The organism is Phenylobacterium sp. (assembly GCF_031425575.1).
GTDB lineage: Bacteria > Pseudomonadota > Alphaproteobacteria > Caulobacterales > Caulobacteraceae > Phenylobacterium.
Genome location: NZ_JANPJP010000109.1, coordinates 1 through 18,070, shown reverse-complemented (window position 1 = coordinate 18,070; position 18,070 = coordinate 1). Strand labels below are relative to the sequence as shown.

22 protein-coding genes are annotated in these 18,070 nt (G+C 68.2%); 12 read left to right on the top strand and 10 right to left on the bottom strand.

What is annotated here, in order from left to right; translation table 11 throughout:
- Positions 1-16: 16 nt before the first annotated feature.
- The 3 genes from RMO97_RS06290 (at position 17) to RMO97_RS06280 (ending at position 2,610) form a co-directional block, all read left to right on the top strand.
- Positions 17-343: a FeoA family protein gene (locus RMO97_RS06290; RefSeq protein WP_310539673.1), complete on the top strand. Its 327-nt coding sequence runs from the start codon at positions 17-19 to the stop codon at positions 341-343.
- On the top strand, positions 340-2,214 hold the full coding sequence (locus tag RMO97_RS06285) for a ferrous iron transporter B (protein ID WP_310539672.1): 1,875 nt from the start codon (positions 340-342) through the stop codon (positions 2,212-2,214). Before RMO97_RS06290 ends, RMO97_RS06285 begins: the two co-directional genes overlap by 4 nt.
- 84 nt (positions 2,215-2,298) lie before the next feature.
- Positions 2,299-2,610, top strand: coding sequence for a hypothetical protein (locus RMO97_RS06280; protein ID WP_304775499.1), 312 nt, complete (start codon positions 2,299-2,301; stop codon positions 2,608-2,610).
- On the opposite strand, the gene RMO97_RS06275 is transcribed toward RMO97_RS06280, so the two are convergent.
- The 6 genes from RMO97_RS06275 to hppD are packed head-to-tail and all read right to left on the bottom strand — an operon-like array spanning position 2,546 to position 7,678.
- The gene (locus tag RMO97_RS06275; RefSeq protein WP_310539671.1) at positions 2,546-3,103 is read right to left on the bottom strand and encodes a MarR family winged helix-turn-helix transcriptional regulator; all 558 of its coding nucleotides are present in this window, start codon (positions 3,101-3,103) and stop codon (positions 2,546-2,548) included. The genes RMO97_RS06280 and RMO97_RS06275 overlap by 65 nt on opposite strands.
- The gene (locus tag RMO97_RS06270; RefSeq protein ID WP_310539670.1) at positions 3,100-4,107 is read right to left on the bottom strand and encodes a fumarylacetoacetate hydrolase family protein; all 1,008 of its coding nucleotides are present in this window, start codon (positions 4,105-4,107) and stop codon (positions 3,100-3,102) included. Before RMO97_RS06270 ends, RMO97_RS06275 begins: the two co-directional genes overlap by 4 nt.
- Positions 4,104-4,412 (bottom strand): hypothetical protein, encoded by a 309-nt coding sequence (locus RMO97_RS06265; RefSeq protein ID WP_310539669.1) that lies wholly within the window; start codon positions 4,410-4,412, stop codon positions 4,104-4,106. The genes RMO97_RS06270 and RMO97_RS06265 overlap by 4 nt, the downstream gene beginning before the upstream one ends.
- Positions 4,413-4,472: 60 nt before the next feature.
- Positions 4,473-5,603: a homogentisate 1,2-dioxygenase gene (locus RMO97_RS06260; protein ID WP_310539668.1), complete on the bottom strand. Its 1,131-nt coding sequence runs from the start codon at positions 5,601-5,603 to the stop codon at positions 4,473-4,475.
- The gene (locus RMO97_RS06255) at positions 5,603-6,583 is read right to left on the bottom strand and encodes an isoaspartyl peptidase/L-asparaginase (protein ID WP_310539667.1); all 981 of its coding nucleotides are present in this window, start codon (positions 6,581-6,583) and stop codon (positions 5,603-5,605) included. The genes RMO97_RS06260 and RMO97_RS06255 overlap by 1 nt, the downstream gene beginning before the upstream one ends.
- Positions 6,584-7,678, bottom strand: coding sequence for a 4-hydroxyphenylpyruvate dioxygenase (hppD, locus tag RMO97_RS06250; protein WP_310539666.1), 1,095 nt, complete (start codon positions 7,676-7,678; stop codon positions 6,584-6,586). It lies immediately after the preceding gene.
- Between the two features lie 127 nt (positions 7,679-7,805).
- Between hppD and RMO97_RS06245 the strand changes: the two genes are divergently transcribed.
- Genes RMO97_RS06245 through RMO97_RS06230 form a run of 4 tightly spaced genes read left to right on the top strand, consistent with a single transcriptional unit; the run spans position 7,806 to position 10,132 of the window.
- Positions 7,806-8,384 (top strand): YqaA family protein, encoded by a 579-nt coding sequence (locus RMO97_RS06245; RefSeq protein WP_310539665.1) that lies wholly within the window; start codon positions 7,806-7,808, stop codon positions 8,382-8,384.
- Positions 8,385-8,412: 28 nt separating this feature from the next.
- Positions 8,413-8,928 carry a disulfide bond formation protein B gene (locus tag RMO97_RS06240; RefSeq protein ID WP_310539664.1) on the top strand — a complete coding sequence of 172 codons (516 nt, stop codon included), beginning with the start codon at positions 8,413-8,415 and terminating at the stop codon, positions 8,926-8,928.
- Positions 8,925-9,488, top strand: coding sequence for a demethoxyubiquinone hydroxylase family protein (locus tag RMO97_RS06235; RefSeq protein WP_310539663.1), 564 nt, complete (start codon positions 8,925-8,927; stop codon positions 9,486-9,488). Before RMO97_RS06240 ends, RMO97_RS06235 begins: the two co-directional genes overlap by 4 nt.
- Positions 9,485-10,132 (top strand): GNAT family N-acetyltransferase, encoded by a 648-nt coding sequence (locus RMO97_RS06230; RefSeq protein WP_310539662.1) that lies wholly within the window; start codon positions 9,485-9,487, stop codon positions 10,130-10,132. Before RMO97_RS06235 ends, RMO97_RS06230 begins: the two co-directional genes overlap by 4 nt.
- Here the strand turns inward: RMO97_RS06230 and RMO97_RS06225 are convergent.
- Entirely contained in the window at positions 10,129-10,509 is a 381-nt protein-coding gene (locus RMO97_RS06225; RefSeq protein ID WP_310539661.1) for a hypothetical protein, read from the bottom strand. The two genes, RMO97_RS06230 and RMO97_RS06225, sit on opposite strands and share 4 nt — an antisense overlap.
- Positions 10,510-10,593: 84 nt before the next feature.
- On the opposite strand from RMO97_RS06225, the gene RMO97_RS06220 reads away from it, so the two are divergent.
- Complete coding sequence (locus RMO97_RS06220; RefSeq protein WP_310539660.1) at positions 10,594-11,244, top strand: DsbA family protein; 651 nt, start codon at positions 10,594-10,596, stop codon at positions 11,242-11,244.
- On the opposite strand, the gene RMO97_RS06215 is transcribed toward RMO97_RS06220, so the two are convergent.
- On the bottom strand, positions 11,241-11,801 hold the full coding sequence (locus RMO97_RS06215) for an HNH endonuclease (RefSeq protein WP_310539659.1): 561 nt from the start codon (positions 11,799-11,801) through the stop codon (positions 11,241-11,243). The genes RMO97_RS06220 and RMO97_RS06215 overlap by 4 nt on opposite strands.
- Positions 11,802-12,581: 780 nt before the next feature.
- Between RMO97_RS06215 and RMO97_RS06210 the strand changes: the two genes are divergently transcribed.
- The 3 genes from RMO97_RS06210 to RMO97_RS06200 are packed head-to-tail and all read left to right on the top strand — an operon-like array spanning position 12,582 to position 14,947.
- Complete coding sequence (locus RMO97_RS06210) at positions 12,582-13,211, top strand: TetR/AcrR family transcriptional regulator (protein ID WP_310539658.1); 630 nt, start codon at positions 12,582-12,584, stop codon at positions 13,209-13,211.
- A 9-nt stretch (positions 13,212-13,220) separates the two neighbouring features.
- Positions 13,221-14,063, top strand: a complete 843-nt coding sequence (gene gluQRS / locus RMO97_RS06205; RefSeq protein ID WP_310539657.1) for a tRNA glutamyl-Q(34) synthetase GluQRS — start codon at positions 13,221-13,223, stop codon at positions 14,061-14,063.
- Positions 14,060-14,947, top strand: a complete 888-nt coding sequence (locus RMO97_RS06200) for an EamA family transporter (protein ID WP_310539656.1) — start codon at positions 14,060-14,062, stop codon at positions 14,945-14,947. The genes gluQRS and RMO97_RS06200 overlap by 4 nt, the downstream gene beginning before the upstream one ends.
- Here the strand turns inward: RMO97_RS06200 and RMO97_RS06195 are convergent.
- Positions 14,944-16,356 (bottom strand): protein adenylyltransferase SelO family protein, encoded by a 1,413-nt coding sequence (locus RMO97_RS06195; RefSeq protein WP_310539655.1) that lies wholly within the window; start codon positions 16,354-16,356, stop codon positions 14,944-14,946. The genes RMO97_RS06200 and RMO97_RS06195 overlap by 4 nt on opposite strands.
- Positions 16,357-16,438: 82 nt before the next feature.
- Here RMO97_RS06195 and nhaA point away from each other — a divergent pair, with 82 nt between their 5' ends.
- Complete coding sequence (gene nhaA, locus RMO97_RS06190) at positions 16,439-17,626, top strand: Na+/H+ antiporter NhaA (RefSeq protein WP_310539654.1); 1,188 nt, start codon at positions 16,439-16,441, stop codon at positions 17,624-17,626.
- Here nhaA and RMO97_RS06185 read toward each other — a convergent pair.
- The coding region (locus RMO97_RS06185) for a dethiobiotin synthase (protein ID WP_310539653.1) at positions 17,612-18,070 on the bottom strand (459 nt) is incomplete at its 5' end. The two genes, nhaA and RMO97_RS06185, sit on opposite strands and share 15 nt — an antisense overlap.

Genomic DNA, 18,070 nt, shown 5'->3' with positions numbered 1-18,070 from the left:
GATTGGGGACGTCCGCATGAACAATCTGTCGCTCGACCGCGTGGAGGTCGCCGTGGCCATCCCCGAGGTAGGGATCACCCTTCGGCTGAGCGACGCCTCCGTCGGCGATAGAGGCGTGATCATCGATGTACGCGCCGATGACGACGGCAGGGATCATGGGGTCGATATCGAGGAGCTGCAGCGCCGCCTGCTGGAGTTCGGTTTCGTGGAGGGGGCCCGCGTCGAGGTGATCCACGAGGGCGCGATCGGCCACGACCCCATCGCCGTGCGCCTCGACGATATGCGCGTCGCCCTGCGACGCCGCGACGCCGGTGACGTCATCATCCTGTTGGACCGTCGATGAGCGACGTCGCCCTGTCGCCGGCCCGGGTCGCCCTGGTCGGCAATCCGAACTCCGGCAAGACCGCCCTCTTCAACGCCCTGACCGGCAGCCGCCAGAAGGTCGCCAACTATGCCGGCGTCACCGTGGAACGGAAGGAAGGGACGGTCACCACCGCCTCAGGCCGCACAATCCACGTGCTGGACCTACCCGGCACCTATTCCCTGCGCGCCCGCAGCCCCGACGAGGCGGTCACCCGTGATGCGGTCCTGGGCCAGCTGGCCGGCGAGACCCCTCCCGACGCCATCGTCTGCGTGGCCGACGCCACCAACCTGCGCCTGGTGCTGCGCCTGATCCTGGAGCTGAAGCAGGTGGGCCGGCCGCTGGTGCTCGCCCTCAACATGTTCGACATCGCCCAGCGTCAGGGCCTGCGGATCGACCTCGAGGGGTTGGCGCGCGACATCGGCGCGCCGATCGTCACCACGGTGGCCACCCGCAAGCGCGGCATCGAGGAACTGGTGGCCCAGATCGACGCCACGACCCTGGAGGCCGCGGCGACCGTCGCCCGAGAATGGCGCGCGCCCGACGCCGGCGAGATCCGCGACGCGCACCGCGAGGCCCAGCGCCTGATGAAGGCCCACGTCCGGCCGCCCGAGCGTCCCGACACCCTGACCGGTAAGGTGGACGGCGTGCTGCTGCATCCCGTCTGGGGCCTGGCCATCCTGCTGGCCATCCTGCTGCTGATGTTCCAGGCGGTGTTCACCTGGGCCACGCCCCTGATGGACCTGATCGACGCCGGGATGACAGGCCTCGGAGGGCTCGTAGCCCTGGCGATCCCGGAGGGCCTGGTCCGCAGCCTGATCGTCGACGGCGTCATCGCCGGCGTTGGCAGCGTCCTGGTCTTCCTGCCGCAGATTTTGATCCTGTTCCTGTTCATCATCATGCTGGAGGACTCCGGTTACATGGCCCGGGCGGCCTTCCTGATGGACAAGATCATGGGCGGGGCTGGGCTGCATGGACGGGCCTTCATCCCCCTGCTGTCCTCCTTCGCCTGCGCCATTCCGGGGGTCATGTCGACTCGGGTGATCGATAGCAAACGCGACCGGCTGACCACGATCCTGGTGGCGCCGCTGATGACCTGCTCGGCGCGGATTCCGGTCTACACCCTGATCATCGGGGCGGTGATCCCGGCCAAGGTTGTGGGTGGGGTCTTCAGCCTCCAAGGCCTGGTGATGTTCGGCCTCTATGCGGCGGGCATCCTGTCGGCCCTGGGCGTCTCCTTCGTCATCCGGCGCTTCCTCTGGCGGGGCATGAGCGAGCCCTTCATGATGGAGCTGCCCACCTACAAGAAGCCCGACCCCGCCAACGTCGCGCGCAGTCTGCTGCAACGAGGTCAGATTTTCATGAGCCGGGCGGGCCGCATCATCCTGCCCCTGATGGTGCTCGTCTGGTTCCTGTCGACCTTCCCCTATCCGCCGGCGGGCGCAACGGGTCCGGCCATCGACTACAGCTTCGCCGGCATGATCGGCCACTTCATCCAGCCCCTCCTCGCCCCCATCGGGTTCAACTGGCAGATGTCGGTGGCACTGGTCCCCGGCATGGCCGCCCGGGAGGTCGCTGTCGCGGCCCTGGGCACCGTCTACGCGGTGGGCGACGCCGAGACCAACACCGGCGGGCTTTCGGCCCGGTTGGCCGAGCAATGGTCCCTCGCCTCCGGCCTGTCGTTCCTTGCTTGGTATGTGTTCGCTCCGCAGTGCGTGGCGACGCTGGGGGTGGTGAAGCGCGAGACCAACAGCTGGATCTGGCCCACGGTCATGTTCGGCTACATGATCACCCTGGCCTATATCGCCGCGCTGATCGTCTACCAGCTCACCGTGGCGCTGGGCGGCGGGTAGAACGTCGCAAACACAAGTTAAGCGTGAGCCTTAACGACGCGATAAACGACCCGAGCGCACCCTCTTCAGGTGGGAGGCGTGATCATGGAAAAGATCCAAACCGAACGGCGGCGGAAGCCGCGCCCCAAGACCAGCGCGGAGGCCGTGGCCGAGCGCATCCGGCAGACCTTGATGCAGTTCGGCGGCGAGGCGCACCGGCGGGAGGTCATCATGCAGATGGCCCGCGACTCAGGGGTCGATGTCCGCAACATCCCCGAGGAGCTGGAGACCACGGTCATCACCAGCTTCGAGGCGGCCTGGAACGACACCGAGAAGCGCGAGAGCTTCGGCTTCACCCTGCGGTTCGGCGAGGGTTCCCACCGTTGGGGCGTCCGGATGCCGGAGACGGCGCACTAAGCGCCTCCCCCGTGTCGCCGGCCAAGGCGTTGGCCGCCATCTGCAGGCGGTTCAAGAGCCGCTTGAGCAGCGACACCTCGTCAGGCGCGAGCCCGGATATCAGGGCCGCCTCATAGGCCAGGGCCAGGGGGGCGATCTCCGCATGGAGACGCGAGCCCTCCTGGGTCAGGGCCAGGACGTGCGAGCGCCCGTCGGCATGGTGATCCGACCGTTCCAGTAGGCGGCGCTTGAACAAGCCCTGGGCCGCGCGGCTCACCGTCACCTTGTCCATGCCCGTGCGTGAAACGATGGCGCCCTGGGTCAGGCCGCCGTCCTCCGCCAGCACGCAGATCAGCCGCCACTGCGGAATGGTCAGGCCAAAGCGATCCTCGTAGGCTCGGGCGATCAGGCCCGAGACCGCATTGGAGGCCACCGACAACCGGTAGGGCAGATAGGCGTCCAGCTTCAGCCCCGGGACGGCCGCGGCTTCCGTGGGCTGGGACTGAACGGTCATCTGGCCGCGACCTCCTGTTCGATGGCGCCGAAGATGGAGTGACGACGGGCGTCGCGCATTTCAATCCGAACGCAGTCTCCGGCCTTGAGAAACGGGGTGGTTGGCGCGCCGCCGGCCAGGGTTTCGACGGTCCGCAGCTCCGCGAGGCAGGAATAGCCGACGCCCCCTTCGGCCACCGATTTCCCTGGACCGCCGTCGGGACCGCGATTCGAGACGGTGCCGGAGCCGATAATCGTCCCGGCGCCCAGCGCCCGGGTCTTGGCGGCGTGGGCGATCAGGGCCCCGAAATCAAAGGTCATGTCGACGCCGGCGTCAGCCTCACCCAGGGGCTTGCCGTTCAGCTCCACCTCCAGTGCGCCCTTCAGGCGGCCGTCCGCCCAGGCGTCGCCCAGGCTGTCAGGAGTCACCGCCACGGGGGAGAAGGACGACGCCGGCTTGGACTGGAAGAAGCCAAAGTTCTTGGCCAGCTCGTCCGGGATCAAGTTCCGGAGGGACACGTCATTGGCCAGCATCACCAGTCGGACGGCGGCAAGCGCCTCCTCCCGGCTCGCCCCCTGAGGCACGTCGCCGGTGATCACCGCGATCTCGCCTTCCATGTCGCAGCCCCAGGCTTCGTCGGCGAGCGGGATGGGGTCGCGGGGGGCCAGGAAGCCGTCAGAGCCGCCCTGATACATCAGGGGCTCGGACCAGAAGCTGGCGGGCATCGCGGCCCCGCGCGCTTTTCGCACCAGTTCCACGTGGTTCACATAGGCCGAGCCGTCGGCCCACTGATAGGCGCGCGGCAAGGGGCTTTCAGCGTCGTGCTCATGGAAGCGCACCCGGGGTAGCGAGCCGTGGTCCAGGCTCTCCGCCAAGCCCTTCAGCAGCGGCTCGCACCGCTCCCAGTCGTCCAGGGCCGCCTGCAGGGTCGGGGCGATATTGGTCGCCTCCACACACCAGGCGAGATCGCTGGACACCACCACGAGACGCCCGTCGCGTCCCCACTTCAGTGAAGCGAGCTTCATTCCTGGTCTCCCATCATTTCTGTTTTCGTTGAATCGCGGCGCGGGATGACGCGGGTCAGGCGCACCCCGCGCTCATAGGCTTGCGGCTGATAGACGACGACCTCGACGCAGATGTCGCCCTTGGTCTCATCGACCCAAAGGTAGTTGCGCTCAAACTGGGCGGAACGGCCGGCCGGGGTAAAGCCTTCGTAGGTGTCGCCCCAGGGGGTGACCTGGGAGAGCTCCCGCCAGCCCAGATCGCAGGCCCTTGCCAGTTCTTCCTCGGCGGCGTCCGCCAAATCCTGCTGGCGGTCGACGCTGGGCATTCAGATACGCACGTCCATGGGGACGGCGGTGCACTTGTTGCGGTCGAGGGGGACTTTCACCTAGGCGGTCTTCCAACTGTCGACATAGGCGGCATTCTCAACCGTCGCGGCGGCCTCGCCAACCTCCAACGGGTCGCGGGTGTCGATCATCACGGCATATTCATCGGTGGCGGGCTTGGGCTGGCTGAGCATGTTCTTCAGCGCCTTGGGGTGCGGGCCATGGGTGAAGCCCGACGGATGGAAGGTCATCATGCCGGCGTCGATGCCGTCCCGACTGAAGAAGTCGCCGGCGTGATAGAAGAGGACTTCCTCGTAATCGTCGTTGTTGTGGAAGAACGGGACCTTCAAGGCCCCCGGATCGGTCTCGAACGGCCGCGGCGCGAAGGTGCACACCACGAAGCGGTCGGAGACGAAGGTAGTGTGGACGCTGGGGGGCAGGTGATAGCGGTGGCTGACCACCGGCCGCAGGTCCTTCACGTTGAGGCGCACGGGGGCGAGATCGCCGTGCCATCCCACCGCGTCGATCGGATTGTAGGGGTAGGTCACCACCGAGACCTGGCTGCGCTTCTTGATCTCCACGCGGTATTCGCCCGGTTCCGCCTGATGAGCGCGGAAGGCCTCGTCCATGGCGGGCGTGTCGAGCATGGCGGGATCAAACAGGGCGTGCCCGCCCAGCATGCCTTTGTCCGGCAGGGAGAAGTGGGTGTTGGTGGCCTGGATCATCAGCACCGCCGTGGGCGTACCGGGCGCCAGCCGCCACATGGTCCCGCGCGGCAGGTAGAGGTAGTCCCCGGCCGCGTAGCCGATACGGCCGTAGTCGCAGAATAGGTCGCCGGCCCCCTCATGCACGAACAGCAGCTGGTCGCCGTCGGCGTTGCGGGCGAGCGCAGGCATGGGCGACGCCAGCTTCCAGAAGCGCATCTCGACCGCGGCGTTGTGCAGCACGACCGGCGCGCTCCAGGGGGAACCCGGCGCCTCGTTCAGGCGGGCGAGGTCGAAGGCGCGGGGGCGCAGCGGCCCCTCGAAATTCGTCCAGCCGGTGGGCGGGCGCGGGTGGTGCAGGAAGGCGGCGGGGCCGAAGAAGCCCTCCTTGGAGATCTCCCGCTCATAGGTGCCGTCTGGCATGTCGGCGTGGGCCTGGCGGGAATGGACACCTTGGGCGCCGCGCACCGGGATCCAGTTTCGAGCCATCAGAATTCGTCCTTGTAGATGCCCACTGTCATCGGACGCCCCTCGGACGCCTGGGCGCGATACATGCCCGAGGTGTTGAAGCTCCAGGCGATCTGACCATCCGGCGCGACAGCGATGACGCCGCCGTCGCCGCCCAGAGCGGTCAGCCGGTTCTGCACCACCTCGTCGGCGGCGGCCTGCAGGCTCATGCCCTTCAGTTCCACGAGGGCCGAGATGTCGCGCGCGACGGTCAGGCGGATGAAGTACTCGCCGGTCCCGGTGGCCGAGACCGCGCAGCCGGTGTTCGACGCATAGGTCCCCGCCCCGATCAGAGGTGAGTCTCCCACCCGGCCCCATCGCTTGCCGGTGGTGCCGCCGGTGGACGTCGCGGCCGCCACATCGCCGTGGATGTCGAGGGCCACGACCCCCACGGTGCCGTGCTTGCCCTCGTCGTGGGCCAGGCCCTGGGCGGGGTCAGGCCGGTCCGCGCCGGCTGGCTCCTCCGGGATCGGCAGCTTCTCGGCCTTCAGGAAATTGGTCAGGCTGCGCCAGCGGCGGGCGGTGTGGAAATGGGACGGCTCCACCATCTCCTCGCCCTGGTCGGCGGCGAAGTGGTCGGCGCCCTTGCCGATCAGCATCACATGGGGCGAGCGCTCCATGACCGCGCGGGCGATCGTGATCGGGTGCCGGGCGCGGGTGACGCCGGCCACGGCGCCGGCGGCGAGCGTGCGCCCCTCCATGATGGCGGCGTCCAGTTCGTTGCGGCCTTCGGCGGTGAAGACCGCGCCACGTCCGGCGTTGAACAGGGGATCGTCCTCCAGCAGGCGGACGGCGGTCTCGCACGCGTCCAGGGCCAGGCCGCCGGCCTTCAAGGCCCGGGAACCGGCCTCGGTCACCTGGATCAGGGCGGCGCGGTAGGCGGCCTCCTGCTCAGGCCTGAGGTGGGCGCGTTCGATGACGCCCGCCCCCCCGTGCACGACAATGGCCCATTTCGGCGGCAATCAGCCCTCCTTGGCCGGCAGGACCCCGCGGCGCACCTGGTCGAGCTCGATGGACTCAAACAGCGCCTTGAAGTTGCCCTCGCCGAACCCCTCGTTGCCCTTGCGCTGGATCAGCTCGAAGAAGATCGGCCCGATCATGTTCTCGGTGAAGATCTGCAGCAGCAGACCCTGACCCTCGGTGGGGGCGCCGTCCATCAGGATCTGGTCGGCGCGCAGACGCTGCAGGTTCTCGTCGTGACCCTTCACGCGGTCCGGAAGCTGCTCGTAATAGGTCTCCGGCACCGACTGGAAGCGCACCTCCCGGTCCCGCATGGTCTCCACCGCGTGGTAGATGTCGCCGGTCCCGAGCGCCACGTGCTGGATTCCCTCGCCGTGGTAGTCCTTGAGGAACTCCTCGATCTGCGAGTGGTCGTCCTGGCTCTCGTTCAGGGGGATGCGGATCTTGCCGCAGGGGCTGGTCATGGCCTTGGAGATCAGGCCGGTCTGGGCGCCCTCGATGTCGAAATAGCGGATCTCCCGGAAGTTGAAGATGCGCTCGTAGAAGTCGGCCCACTTGCCCATGTTGCCGCGGAACACGTTGTGGGTCAGGTGGTCGAGATAGGTCAGGCCGACGCCGTTGACGGCCTCGAGCTCCGCCGCGCCGGGGATCGGAATGAAATCAACGTCGTAGATCTCCTGGGCCCCGTAGCGGTCCACCAGATAGAGGTTCGAACCGCCGATCCCCTCGATGGCCGGGATGTTCAGCTCCATAGGACCGACCGGTCCCAGTACCTGCTTGGCGCCGCGCTCCAGGGCGAGCGCCATCGCCCTGGCGGCGTCCTTGACCCGGAAGGCCATGGCGTTCGCCGAGGGCCCATGAATCTGGCGGAAGTCCGCGGGCTGGCCGCTGGGCTCCATGTTCAGCAAGAAGTTGATGTCGCCCTGGCGCATGCGGATGACGCTCTTCGAGCGGTGCCGGGAGACCGCCGTGAAGCCCATCTTCTCGAACAGGCCCTTCAGCAGGTCCGGCTCTGGGGCGGTGAATTCGACAAACTCGAAACCATCGGTGCCGAGCGGATTCTCAAAGAGGTCACGACCGGGGGCCTGGGCGTTCATCTGCGCACTCCTTCCCGGACCTTCCGGGAGATATAGTATCATATGAAACCACTTGCCCGAACCGAGCCCAGGAGACAAGTGCGTCGGGCGCTGATAGCAAACGAGTGAACAGCCTCCTCGGATCACCATGCTTCGCAAAACGTACGACTGGGTCATGAACCTGGCCGGGTCGCGCCACGCGCCCGTCATGCTGTGCGGCGTCTCCTTCGCGGAGAGCTCGTTCTTCCCGATCCCTCCCGACGTGATGCTGGCGCCCATGGTCTTGGCTCGGCCCGAGCGGGCCTTTGTCTATGCCGGGCTCTGCACCCTGTCGTCGGTGCTGGGCGGGTGCCTGGGATACTTCATCGGCTACCACCTTGGAGACCTGGGCCACTGGCTGCTGGCCCTGATGGGCCACCCCGAGGGCGACGCCGCCTTCAAGGCCTGGTTTGACCAATGGGGTCTGTGGGTGATCCTGATCAAGGGTCTGACCCCCATTCCCTACAAGCTGGTGACCATCGCCTCGGGCCTGGCTGAGTTCTCCTTCTTTACCTTCGTCTGGGCCTCGGTGGTGACCCGCGGCGCGCGCTTCTTCCTCACCGCCACCCTGCTGAAGTACTTCGGTCCGGCGGTGCGGGAAGAGGTGGAAAAGCGGCTGACCCTGTACACGGTGATCGGCCTGACGGTTCTGATCGGCGGCATTGTTGCGCTGAAAGTCTTGGGCTGAGCCGGGTTTTGCGCTCATATCGCGCGCCATGATGCAGCTCATCCGCGCCGTCCTCGACCGCTGGGCCTTCTTCGCCCTGGGCTCCGCCGCCCTGATGCTGGCGATCGCCCACGCCTTCGAGACCTTCGGCGGCTATGCGCCCTGCACGCTCTGCCTGCGGGCGCGCGAGGTCTACTGGGTGGCCGGGACGGTCGCCCTGGCCTGCATCCTGGCGGTGAAGCTGCCCAAGATCCTGCGCTGGCGCTGGCTGTTCCACGTCGCCCTGGCCCTGGTCTTCGCCGTGGGTGTGGGGGTCGCGGTCTATCACAGCGGCGCGGAGTGGAAGTGGTGGCCCGGCCCCACCACCTGCGCGTCCACGGGCGGCGGCGTCAGCGCCCAGGCCATGAGTGATCTCCTGGGCGGCGCGAAGATCCAACCCCCAGCCTGTGACGAGGCCGCCTGGCGGTTGCTGGGCCTCTCCATGGCCGGCTGGAACGCCCTGGTCTCGCTGAAGCTGACCATCTTCAGCGCCTGGGCGGCGCTCCGCGATAGGCCCCGCTCATGAGCGACAAACCCATTCCGCCACGCCCCGGCCAGGGCGCCACCGCCGCGCGGCTGGCCGAGATCCTGCGGGTCGATCAAGCCGGTGAAATGGCGGCGGTGCAGATCTATCGCGGCCAGCGCGCGGTGCTCGGCGGGTCCAAGGGCCATGAGCGGATCGCTGGCCAGCTGGCCGAGATGGAGGGCCATGAGGCCGTTCACCTGGCCCGCTTCGACACCCTGCTCACCGACCACGGGGTGCGCCCCACCGCCATGACCCCGGTCTGGCGGCTGGCCGCCTTCGCGCTCGGCGCCGGCACCGCGCTCTTGGGAGAGAAGGCGGCCCACGCCTGCACCGAGGCGGTGGAGGACGTGATCGAGCAGCACTATGCCGGCCAGGTGGCCGAGCTCAGCGATCGTGAACCGGCCCTGGCCGCAGAACTCTCAAAGTTCCGCGACGAGGAGCTGGCCCATCGCGACCACGCCGTGCAGGAAGGCGCCCGCGACGCGCCCGGCTACCCGATCCTGGCCGCGGTGATCCGCGCCGGTTGCAAGGCGGCCATCAAGATCAGCGAGAAGCTATGACCGACGCGCAGATCGAAGCCCTGCGCCGCGGCGCCGAGGCCCCCGTCCTGGCGGGCCCGGCCGACCTGGACGCCGTCGCCGACGATCTGAACGAGGCCTTCCGGACGGACCCGCAGTTCTGCTGGTTCCTTCGCGATGACGCGGGCCGCGAGGCCGCCCGTCTGCGCTTCATGAAGATGCTGGTGAAGGAGGTCGCCCTCCCCACGGGCGAGGTGACCCGCCCCCCCGGCGGCGGCGCGGTCTCCATCTGGATCTCCTCTCAGGCGCTGGGGCCCAACAGCCTGATGCAGGAGCTGCGCATGTTCCCCACCATCCTGGGTGCGACGGGCCTGGGGCGGATCGATCGGCTGGCCGCCATGCGCAAGGCGATGGACGCGCTGCACCCCATGGACCGCCCTCATGCCTATCTGTGGTTCCTTGGGGTTCGACCCGAGGCTCAGGGCCTGGGGGTGGGCTCCCGGATGTTGGAGGCGGGCCTGGCCAAGGTCGACGCCCAGGGGCTGCCCGCCTATCTGGAATCCTCAAGCGAGGCCAACGTGCCGCTCTATCGGCGCTTCGGCTTCGAGGTGATGCAGGAGTTCCGCGCGCGGGCCGACGCGCCACCCGCCTGGGCCATGTGGCGCGAGGCCCGGACGGCCGCCTAGCGGGCGCCCAGCGTCCGGCGTCCGAAGGCGAACAGGGTCGCCAGCGCCGCCTCCACCACCATGGGCAGGACCATCTCCGGCGCCAGTCCCTCCACACCCGCCGTGATCAACCGGCCGGTGAGGGCGAGGCTGACCAGGACCAGGGGCACGGTCACCAGGCGGCGGTCGTCGCGGATCGCCGCGGCGAGGGCGAAGGCGCCCATACCGCCGAAGAAGCCGCCGACATCGGCCCTCAGGCTCGCCAACCCAAGGCCGCCGACGGGGGACAGCCCCAGCGTCACGGCCGGCAGGGTTGGATCGATCCAGATCCGCAGGGCGCCGAAGATCGCGAAGGCGCCGAGCGCGCCGATCAGCAGGCGGGGCAGGAGACGAAGCATGAGGTTGTCCTGGCGACTTGATTGTGGCGCGATACATGCCACTATTTCAGCACAGAGCGAAACCCACGCTGGCGGCGGAACCCCATGACCCTGACCTACGACCTCTACTGGTCCTTCCGCTCGCCCTACTCCTACATGATCATGCACCGGCTGACGGCGCTGGAGCGGGACTACGACGTGGTCTGCAACGTGCGGCCGGTCTATCCGCTGGCGGTGCGCACCCCGGAGTTCTTCGACACCCGCGACCCGCTCTGGTTCAGCTACTTCTTCGCTGACATCCACCGGGAGGCCCAGTTCCTGGGCCTGCCCTTCCGCTGGCCCCGGCCCGACCCGGTCTACATGGACATGGCGACCCGGACCTATCCCAAGGACCAGCCGCACATCCACCGCCTGACCCAGATGGGGGCGCTGGCCGCTGAACAGGGCCGAGGCCTCGCCTTCCTCGACGAGGTCAGCAAGACGATCTGGAGCGGGACAGTCGACGACTGGCACCTTGGCGACCACATCGCCCAGGCCACGGCGCGGGCCGGCCTGGATCCCGCCACCTTCGCCGCCAAGGTTGAGGCGGAGTCCGAGCGCCTCAATGCGGTGATCGAGGCCTCCCAGGAAGCCCAGCGCGCGGCGGGCCACTACGGCGTGCCGATGATCGCCTTCAACGGCGAACCCTTCTTCGGCCAGGACCGCTTCGACCAGTTCAAGTGGCGGCTGGAGCAGCAGGGGCTGAAGGCCCGCTAGGCCTCCAGCTCGATGTCCCAGTAGAGGTAGTCGAGCCAGCTCTGGTGGAGGTGGTGGGGCGGGAACTTTCGGCCGCGTTCCTGCAGTTCGTGGGCGCTGGGGCGCCGCGCCTTGTGCCGCGGGAACATGTGCGCCTCCTGCGGGGTGCGGCCCCCCTTGGTGAGATTGCAGCGGGCGCAGGCGGTGACGATATTCTCCCACGTCGTGCGTCCGCCACGCGACCGCGGCACGACATGGTCAAAGGTCAGGTCCGCGCCGGAGTGGCAGTACTGGCAGGTGAAGGCGTCGCGCAGGAACAGGTTAAATCGTGTGAAGGCCGGCGGCCGGTCCTGGGTCACATACTGCTTCAGCGACACGACGCTCGGCAGCTTCATCGTGAAGGATGGGGAGTGGATTTCCTGGTCGTAATTCGAGACCACGTCCACGCGATCCAGGAAGACGGCCTTGATCACATCCTGCCAGGGCCAGAGCGACAGGGGATAGTAGCTGAGCGGCCTGAAATCCGCGTTCAGCACGAGGCAGGGCCAACCGGACGGCGGGTGGGTGAGCACCTTCATCGCCGGTCATCCCGGTGCGCTACAGCGCCAGATGGGTACGCGTGGAAACTGAAGACTAAGCCCTCACTCTCAACCGCTCTATCGGCGAACCGGTTGGGACCCTCAGGCCCCAGATTCCCGACGCAGGAGAATTATAGGAGAGATTCTGAGACATCGCCATGACGGCGAGACGGCTGCTCCCCGCTCGCGACCCTAGGGTTCAAGCGAGCGGGGCGGCGCCGGAAAGCACTCAGGCGCCGACGATGGCGGTGGCGCCGGCCAGCAGGAAGCTGAGGGCGGCAAAGGCGACGACGACGGTGGTGTCGACGAAGCGGGCGAAGGCGTGATCGGTGTGGGTGAACATGAGGATGGTCCTTGGTCTGCCGGAGCCCCCCGGCCGGGTTGTTCATGTGAACAACGCTAAGATACCTTTGATCTGAACAATGTACAGATACATTTTACACTGTACGCTATGCGTTTATGCATAACCTCGGCGGGCGGATATGGCGCAAGAAAAAAGGGCCCCCGAAGGGGCCCTTGCGATCAGGGATCGACTTTCGTTCCTAGGCGCCGGCCACTGCGGTGGCGGCGGCGACGGTGAGGCCCAGGACCAGAAGGATGGCGGGGGCGACGCGGTCGAAGAAGCGTTCGAAGTTTGCGAGAGACATGACACACACCTTGTAAGTTTGAACCCGCGGGGAGGCGGGGCGTTTGTTATTTGAACAATGCTAAGATAACAGCGATCTGAACGGCGTCAAGATGATCTTTACGGCGTCCAGATATACTTTTACAGTGAGCGCGATGAGAGAATCTGCAGCCGCCGAGTCCCGGCCCTATCACCACGGCGATCTCAGCCGCGCCCTGATCGACGCGGCCCGCCGTCTGCTGGAATCCGAGGGCCCTTCGGCCCTGTCACTCCGCGCTGTGGCGCGAGAGGCGGGCGTCAGTCCGGCCGCGCCCTACCACCACTTCAAGGACAAGGGCGAGTTGCTGGAGGCCGTGGCCGCCGAGGGCTGGGACCTGCTGAACGACTCGCTGGCGGCGGCGCGGAAGTCGGCCAACTCGGTGAAGGACAAGCTGACGGCGCTGGGCGTGGCCTATGTGGTCTTCGCGCGCGAGAACCCAAGCCTCTACCGCATCATGTACGACGGCTCGCGCAACAAGGAGGAGCTGCCCTCCCACGTCCATCTGGAGGACGACAGCGCCTACTGCCAGGTGCGCGACACCTTGGTGGAGGCCGGCGCCGACCCCACCGACGAGATCGCCCTGGAACTGGCCACCACCGCAGCCTGGTGCGCGGCCCACGGCCTGGCCGAGATGGCCTCCTTCAAGCAGTTCGACACCCTGAAAGCCGCCCTCGGCAGCGAGGAAGCCTTCCTGCGCGGCGTCTTCGACCACATGAAGATATTCGCCGACGACCACGGGAAGTAGACAAGGGGCGTGACCGCGCCCTTCACCACCCGTTTCGCCCCCTCCCCCACCGGTCTCTTGCACCGTGGGCATGCCTTCTCGGCGCTCACCGCCCGTGACGCGGCCCGCGCCGCTGGCGGTCGTTTCGTGCTGCGCATCGAGGACATCGACGCCACCCGCTGCCGCCCTGATTTTGAAACCGCGATCTACGAGGACCTGGCCTGGCTCGGGCTCGAATGGGAGCAGCCGGTGCGCCGACAGTCGGAACACCTCACCGAGTACCAGGCCGCCATCGAGCGACTCGCCGAGCGAGGCCTGCTCTATCGCTGTTTCCGCACCCGCAAGGAGATCGCCGAGGCCATCGCCTCGGCGCCCCATGGGACCATGGACATCTGGCGCGGCTCGCCCCTGCCCTCCGACCAGGACGCGCGCAGGCTGGCCGCCGGGGAAGCCTTCGCCTGGCGGCTGTCCCTGGACGCGGCCCTGGCGCAGGCCGGTCCCCTTACCTTCACCGAGGAGGGCTTCGGCCCGAATGGAGAAACCGGCCTCATCCCAGCGCGGCCTGAACTGGGCGGCGATGTGGTGCTTGCGCGGCGAGACGTCGGCGTCGCCTACCATTTGGCCGTCACCCTGGACGACGCCCTGCAAGGAGTGACCCATGTGATCCGCGGTCACGACCTGTTCGAGGCGACCCACGTCCAGCGGCTGCTGCAGGCCTTGCTGGACCTGCCAACCCCGGTCTATCGCCACCACCGCCTGCTGACCGGTCCTGACGGCAAGCGCTACGCCAAGCGCGACCATGCCCAGACCCTGGCCGAGCTGAGGACGGCCGGCGTCACGCCGCAGCAGCTGCGCGCGGAGATGGGCCTTTGACCGACCACCCCGAAGATCGCGGCAAGGCCCTGGCCATGCTGCTGCTGGGCGCCTGTGTGATCGGGGTTGGCCCGGTGCTGGTGCGGCTGTCGGAGACGGGGCCGGCGGCCGCGGGCTTCTGGCGGCTGGTCTTCGCCCTGCCCCTGCTGGCGGTGATGGCCCAGAAGGCCGGCGGCGGCATCGGCAGGGTGCCCATGGCCGCCGTGCTGGCCGGCGTCGCCTTCGCGCTTGATCTCGGCTTCTGGCACTACGGCATCGCCTATACCTCAGTGGCCAAGGCGACCGTGCTCTCCAACCTCACCCCAGTCCTGGTGACGGCCTTCGTCTGGATCTTTCTGAAGCAGCGGCCTCGCCGCCTGTTCCTGCTGGCCGTGGCTTTCGCGGTGGCTGGCGCCTGGACGATGGCCCTGACCAAGGGGGCGGGTTCGACGGGGGTCAATCCACCGCTAGGCGACGCCCTCTCTGCGGCGACCGCCGTCTGGTACTCGATTTATTTCCTGGTGGTCTCCAGCGCCCGGCAGTCGATGTCGGCGACCCGGATCATGTTCTGGTCCACCCTGGTCGGCGCCCCCCTGCTGCTGCTGGCCGCCTTGGGCCTGGGCGAGCAGATCATTCCCACCGGGCTGGGCGGCTGGGCCGCCTGCGCCGGACTGGGCCTCATGCATGTGGTGGGCCAAGGCTCCATCGCCTGGGCCCTGGGCCGGCTGCCGGCGGCCACCGCCTCCGTCGTGGTGTTGATCCAGCCGGTGGTGGCCGCGGCCCTGGGCTGGATGCTGTTCGACGAGCTGCTGGGAACCTGGCCCGCGGTGGGGGCCGCTGTGGCGCTGGCGGGCGTCGTGCTGGCCCAGTGGGCCAGCCGGCCGAAACCTGCCGAGGCGGCCTAAAGGTCCCAGGCTCTCCGGGCGGCGTCGATCCGTCCCAGCTTGGCGTGGAATTCAGCCCAGTCGTCCTCTGCGGCGATGCGGTCCCAGATCGCCTCGATCTCGTCGATGAGCAGTTCCTCGGGTTCGGCCTTGGCGAAGTAGGGATCGAGCAGGCGGCCGGGACGATCCGGCTCGGTCTCGGCGACTCGGCGGCGGAAGTCGGCGAAGGGCTGGCCACCATAGATGTCCCCCCGCGGGCTGGCCATGGCGCGGCCCACGTCGCCGCAGAACCAGTCGAAGAAGAAGGGCTCCCAGCGCAGCCGCTCGCCGCCGGCCGCCAGAGCCGTGAAGGCCGCGTTGACCAGGCCGGCGTCCAGCTCCCGGCCCCGGCTCTTCAGGCCGAGACGCTTGAGCATCGCGGCCGCCAGACCGCCGCGATAGGCGTCGGCGAAGCCGTTCAGGGCGTCCACCAGGGGCTGCTGTTCGGCGACCATGGAGAGGCAGCCCCCCAGGTTCTGCAGGTTCCAGAACACCGCCTCCGGCTGGCGGCCGAAGCTGTAGAGTCCCTGCTGGTCGAAATAGGCGGCGACGAAGTTGGGGTCGTTGTGCGGCAGGAACCGGTAGGGGCCGTAGTCGAAGCTCTCCCCCGTGATGTTCATGTTGTCGGTGTTGAGCACCCCGTGGACGAAGCCCGCGGCCATCCAGGACGCCGCCAGCGCCCCGGCTCGCTCCACCACCGCGGTCAGCAGGGCCGAGGTGCGGTCCGTCGCATTGTCCAGTTCCGGGTAGTAGGTCTCGATCACGTAGTCGACGAGGCGGACGATCTCCTGGGGCTGCTCAAGGAAGGCCTGCCGCTGGAAGGTTCCGAAGCGGATGTGGCTGTGGGACAGCCGGGTCAGAACCGCCGAGCGGGTCGGGCTGGGCTCGTCACCCCGCTCCAGGGCCTCGCCGGTCTCGACCAGGGAGAAGGACTTCGAGGTGGGGACGCCCAGGGCCTCGAGCATGGCGGTGGCCAGCACCTCGCGCATGCCGCCCTTCAGAGTCAGACGCCCGTCGCCGCTGCGCGACCAGGGCGTGGTCCCTGAGCCCTTGGTTCCGAGGTCCAACGGGCGGTCGCTCCCAACCTCCCGAAGCTGGGCGAAGGTGAAGCCGCGGCCATCGCCGAGGTCGGGGTTGTAAACCCGGAACTGGTGGCCGTGATAGCGCTGGGCCAGCGGGGTCTCCAGGTTGTCCGGCAGGGGCTGGAAGCGGCCAAAGTGCGCGACCCACTCGACGTCGGTCAGGGTGTCCAGGCCCACCGTGGCCGCGGCCCGGTCATTGCGGAACCGCAGCAGGGTCTGGGGGAAATCGGCCGCGGCGACGGGGTCGGCGAACTCGGGGCCTAGAGCGGGCAGGCGCGGATCTGGGCGGTAGGCGGAGGAGACGGGCATGGTCGCCAGATGGAGGTGAAAACCCGTCGGAGCAAGCGCGGCGGTTATATTCGCACTTCCCATCCCATGCTACCGGTCGGCCATGGCGCGTCGCATCACCCTCGACTTCCTGAAGACCGAAGCCGCCTCGGGCATGATCCTGGCGGCCGCCGCCCTGGCGGCGATCCTGTTGGCCAACTCCCCGTGGTCACAGCACTATTTCAGCTTCATCTCCCGCGAACTCACCATCCAGGTGGGCGCCTTCAATGAGACCCACTCGGTCACCGACTGGGTGAAGCAAGGCCTGATGGCCATCTTCTTCTTCGTCGTGGGCATGGAGATCAAGTTCGAAATCCTGCGCGGCGAGCTGTCCAATCCACGGCGGCTAGCTCTGCCAGTGCTGGCGGCCATCGGCGGCATGGCGGCGCCCGCGGCGGTCTATCTGCTGCTGAACATAGGCCCCGGCGGCGCCCCGCAGGGCTGGCCCACGGCGACGGCCACCGACATCGCCTTCGCGCTCGCAGCCCTGGCGATCGTGGGCCGTAAGCTGCCGCCCTCGCTGCGGGTGTTCCTGCTGACCCTCGCCATCGCCGACGACCTGGCGGCCGTGGTGCTGATCGCCCTGCTGTTCACCGCCAAGGTCAACCTGCTGGCCCTGGGCGGGGCGGCCTCCACCTTGGCTTTGATGTTCCTGCTGGGGCGCTGGAAGACCGCGCCGTACTTCTTCTACGCCTGTTGCTTCGCCATGATCTGGGCCTTCACCCTCAAGAGCGGGGTCAACACCTCGCTTGCGGGGGTCGCCGCAGCCATGGCCGTGCCCATCGAGCCGCGGCGGGCCGGCCAGGGCGGGGTCCTGCACTACTTCATGGAGAGCCTGCACGGCTACGTGGCCTTCCTGATCCTGCCGCTGTTCGCCTTCACCGCGGCGGGGTTCTCGTTCAGCGGCCTGTCCCTGAAGGAGCTGTTCAGCCCGGTCGCCCTGGGGGTCGCGCTGGGGCTGTTCCTGGGCAAGCAGCTGGGGGTGTTCGGGGCCGCGGCCCTGGCCATGGGGCTGAAGCTGGCCCGGCGGCCGACGGGGGCCAAGTGGATCGAGCTCTACGGGGTGGCGGTGCTGTGCGGGGTGGGCTTCACCATGAGCCTGTTCATCGGCGCCCTGGCCTTCAGCCCCGGCGACCTGGCCAGCCAGACCGAGGTGCGGATCGGGGTGATCGTGGGGACCTTGATGTCCACCGCGCTCGGCATGGGGGTGCTGGCCTGGTCCCAGGCGCGGCGGAACCTAGAGCAGGGCTGACGCCCAGAACTCGTGGTCCCGGGGGGCGGCCAGGACCGGGACGTCGCCGGCGAAGCGGGCGATGGCGGCCACGGTCTGGGGGAAGTCGGGGGCGCCCGGATCGGCGCTCTGGCTGACGACAACCCCAAGCACCGCAAGGCCCCGCGTGCGCAGGACCTCCAGGGCCGTCAGGGTGTGGCTGACCCCGCCAAGGTAGGAGCCGCCCACCAGAACCGTCGGCAGGCCGAGCGCCAGCTGCAGGTCCAGGCCGGTGGCGTCCTCGGCCAGGGGACTCATGACCCCGCCGGCGCCCTCCACCAGCAGCAGGTCAGCGGTCTGGGCGGCCAGCACCGGGCGGCAGACGGCCAGCAGGTCGGCCAGGGTCAGGGTCACCCCCTCCAGCCGGGCGGCCATGGGGGGCGAAAGCGCGGCCTCGAAGCGCAGGGGGGACATGGCCTCCAGGGC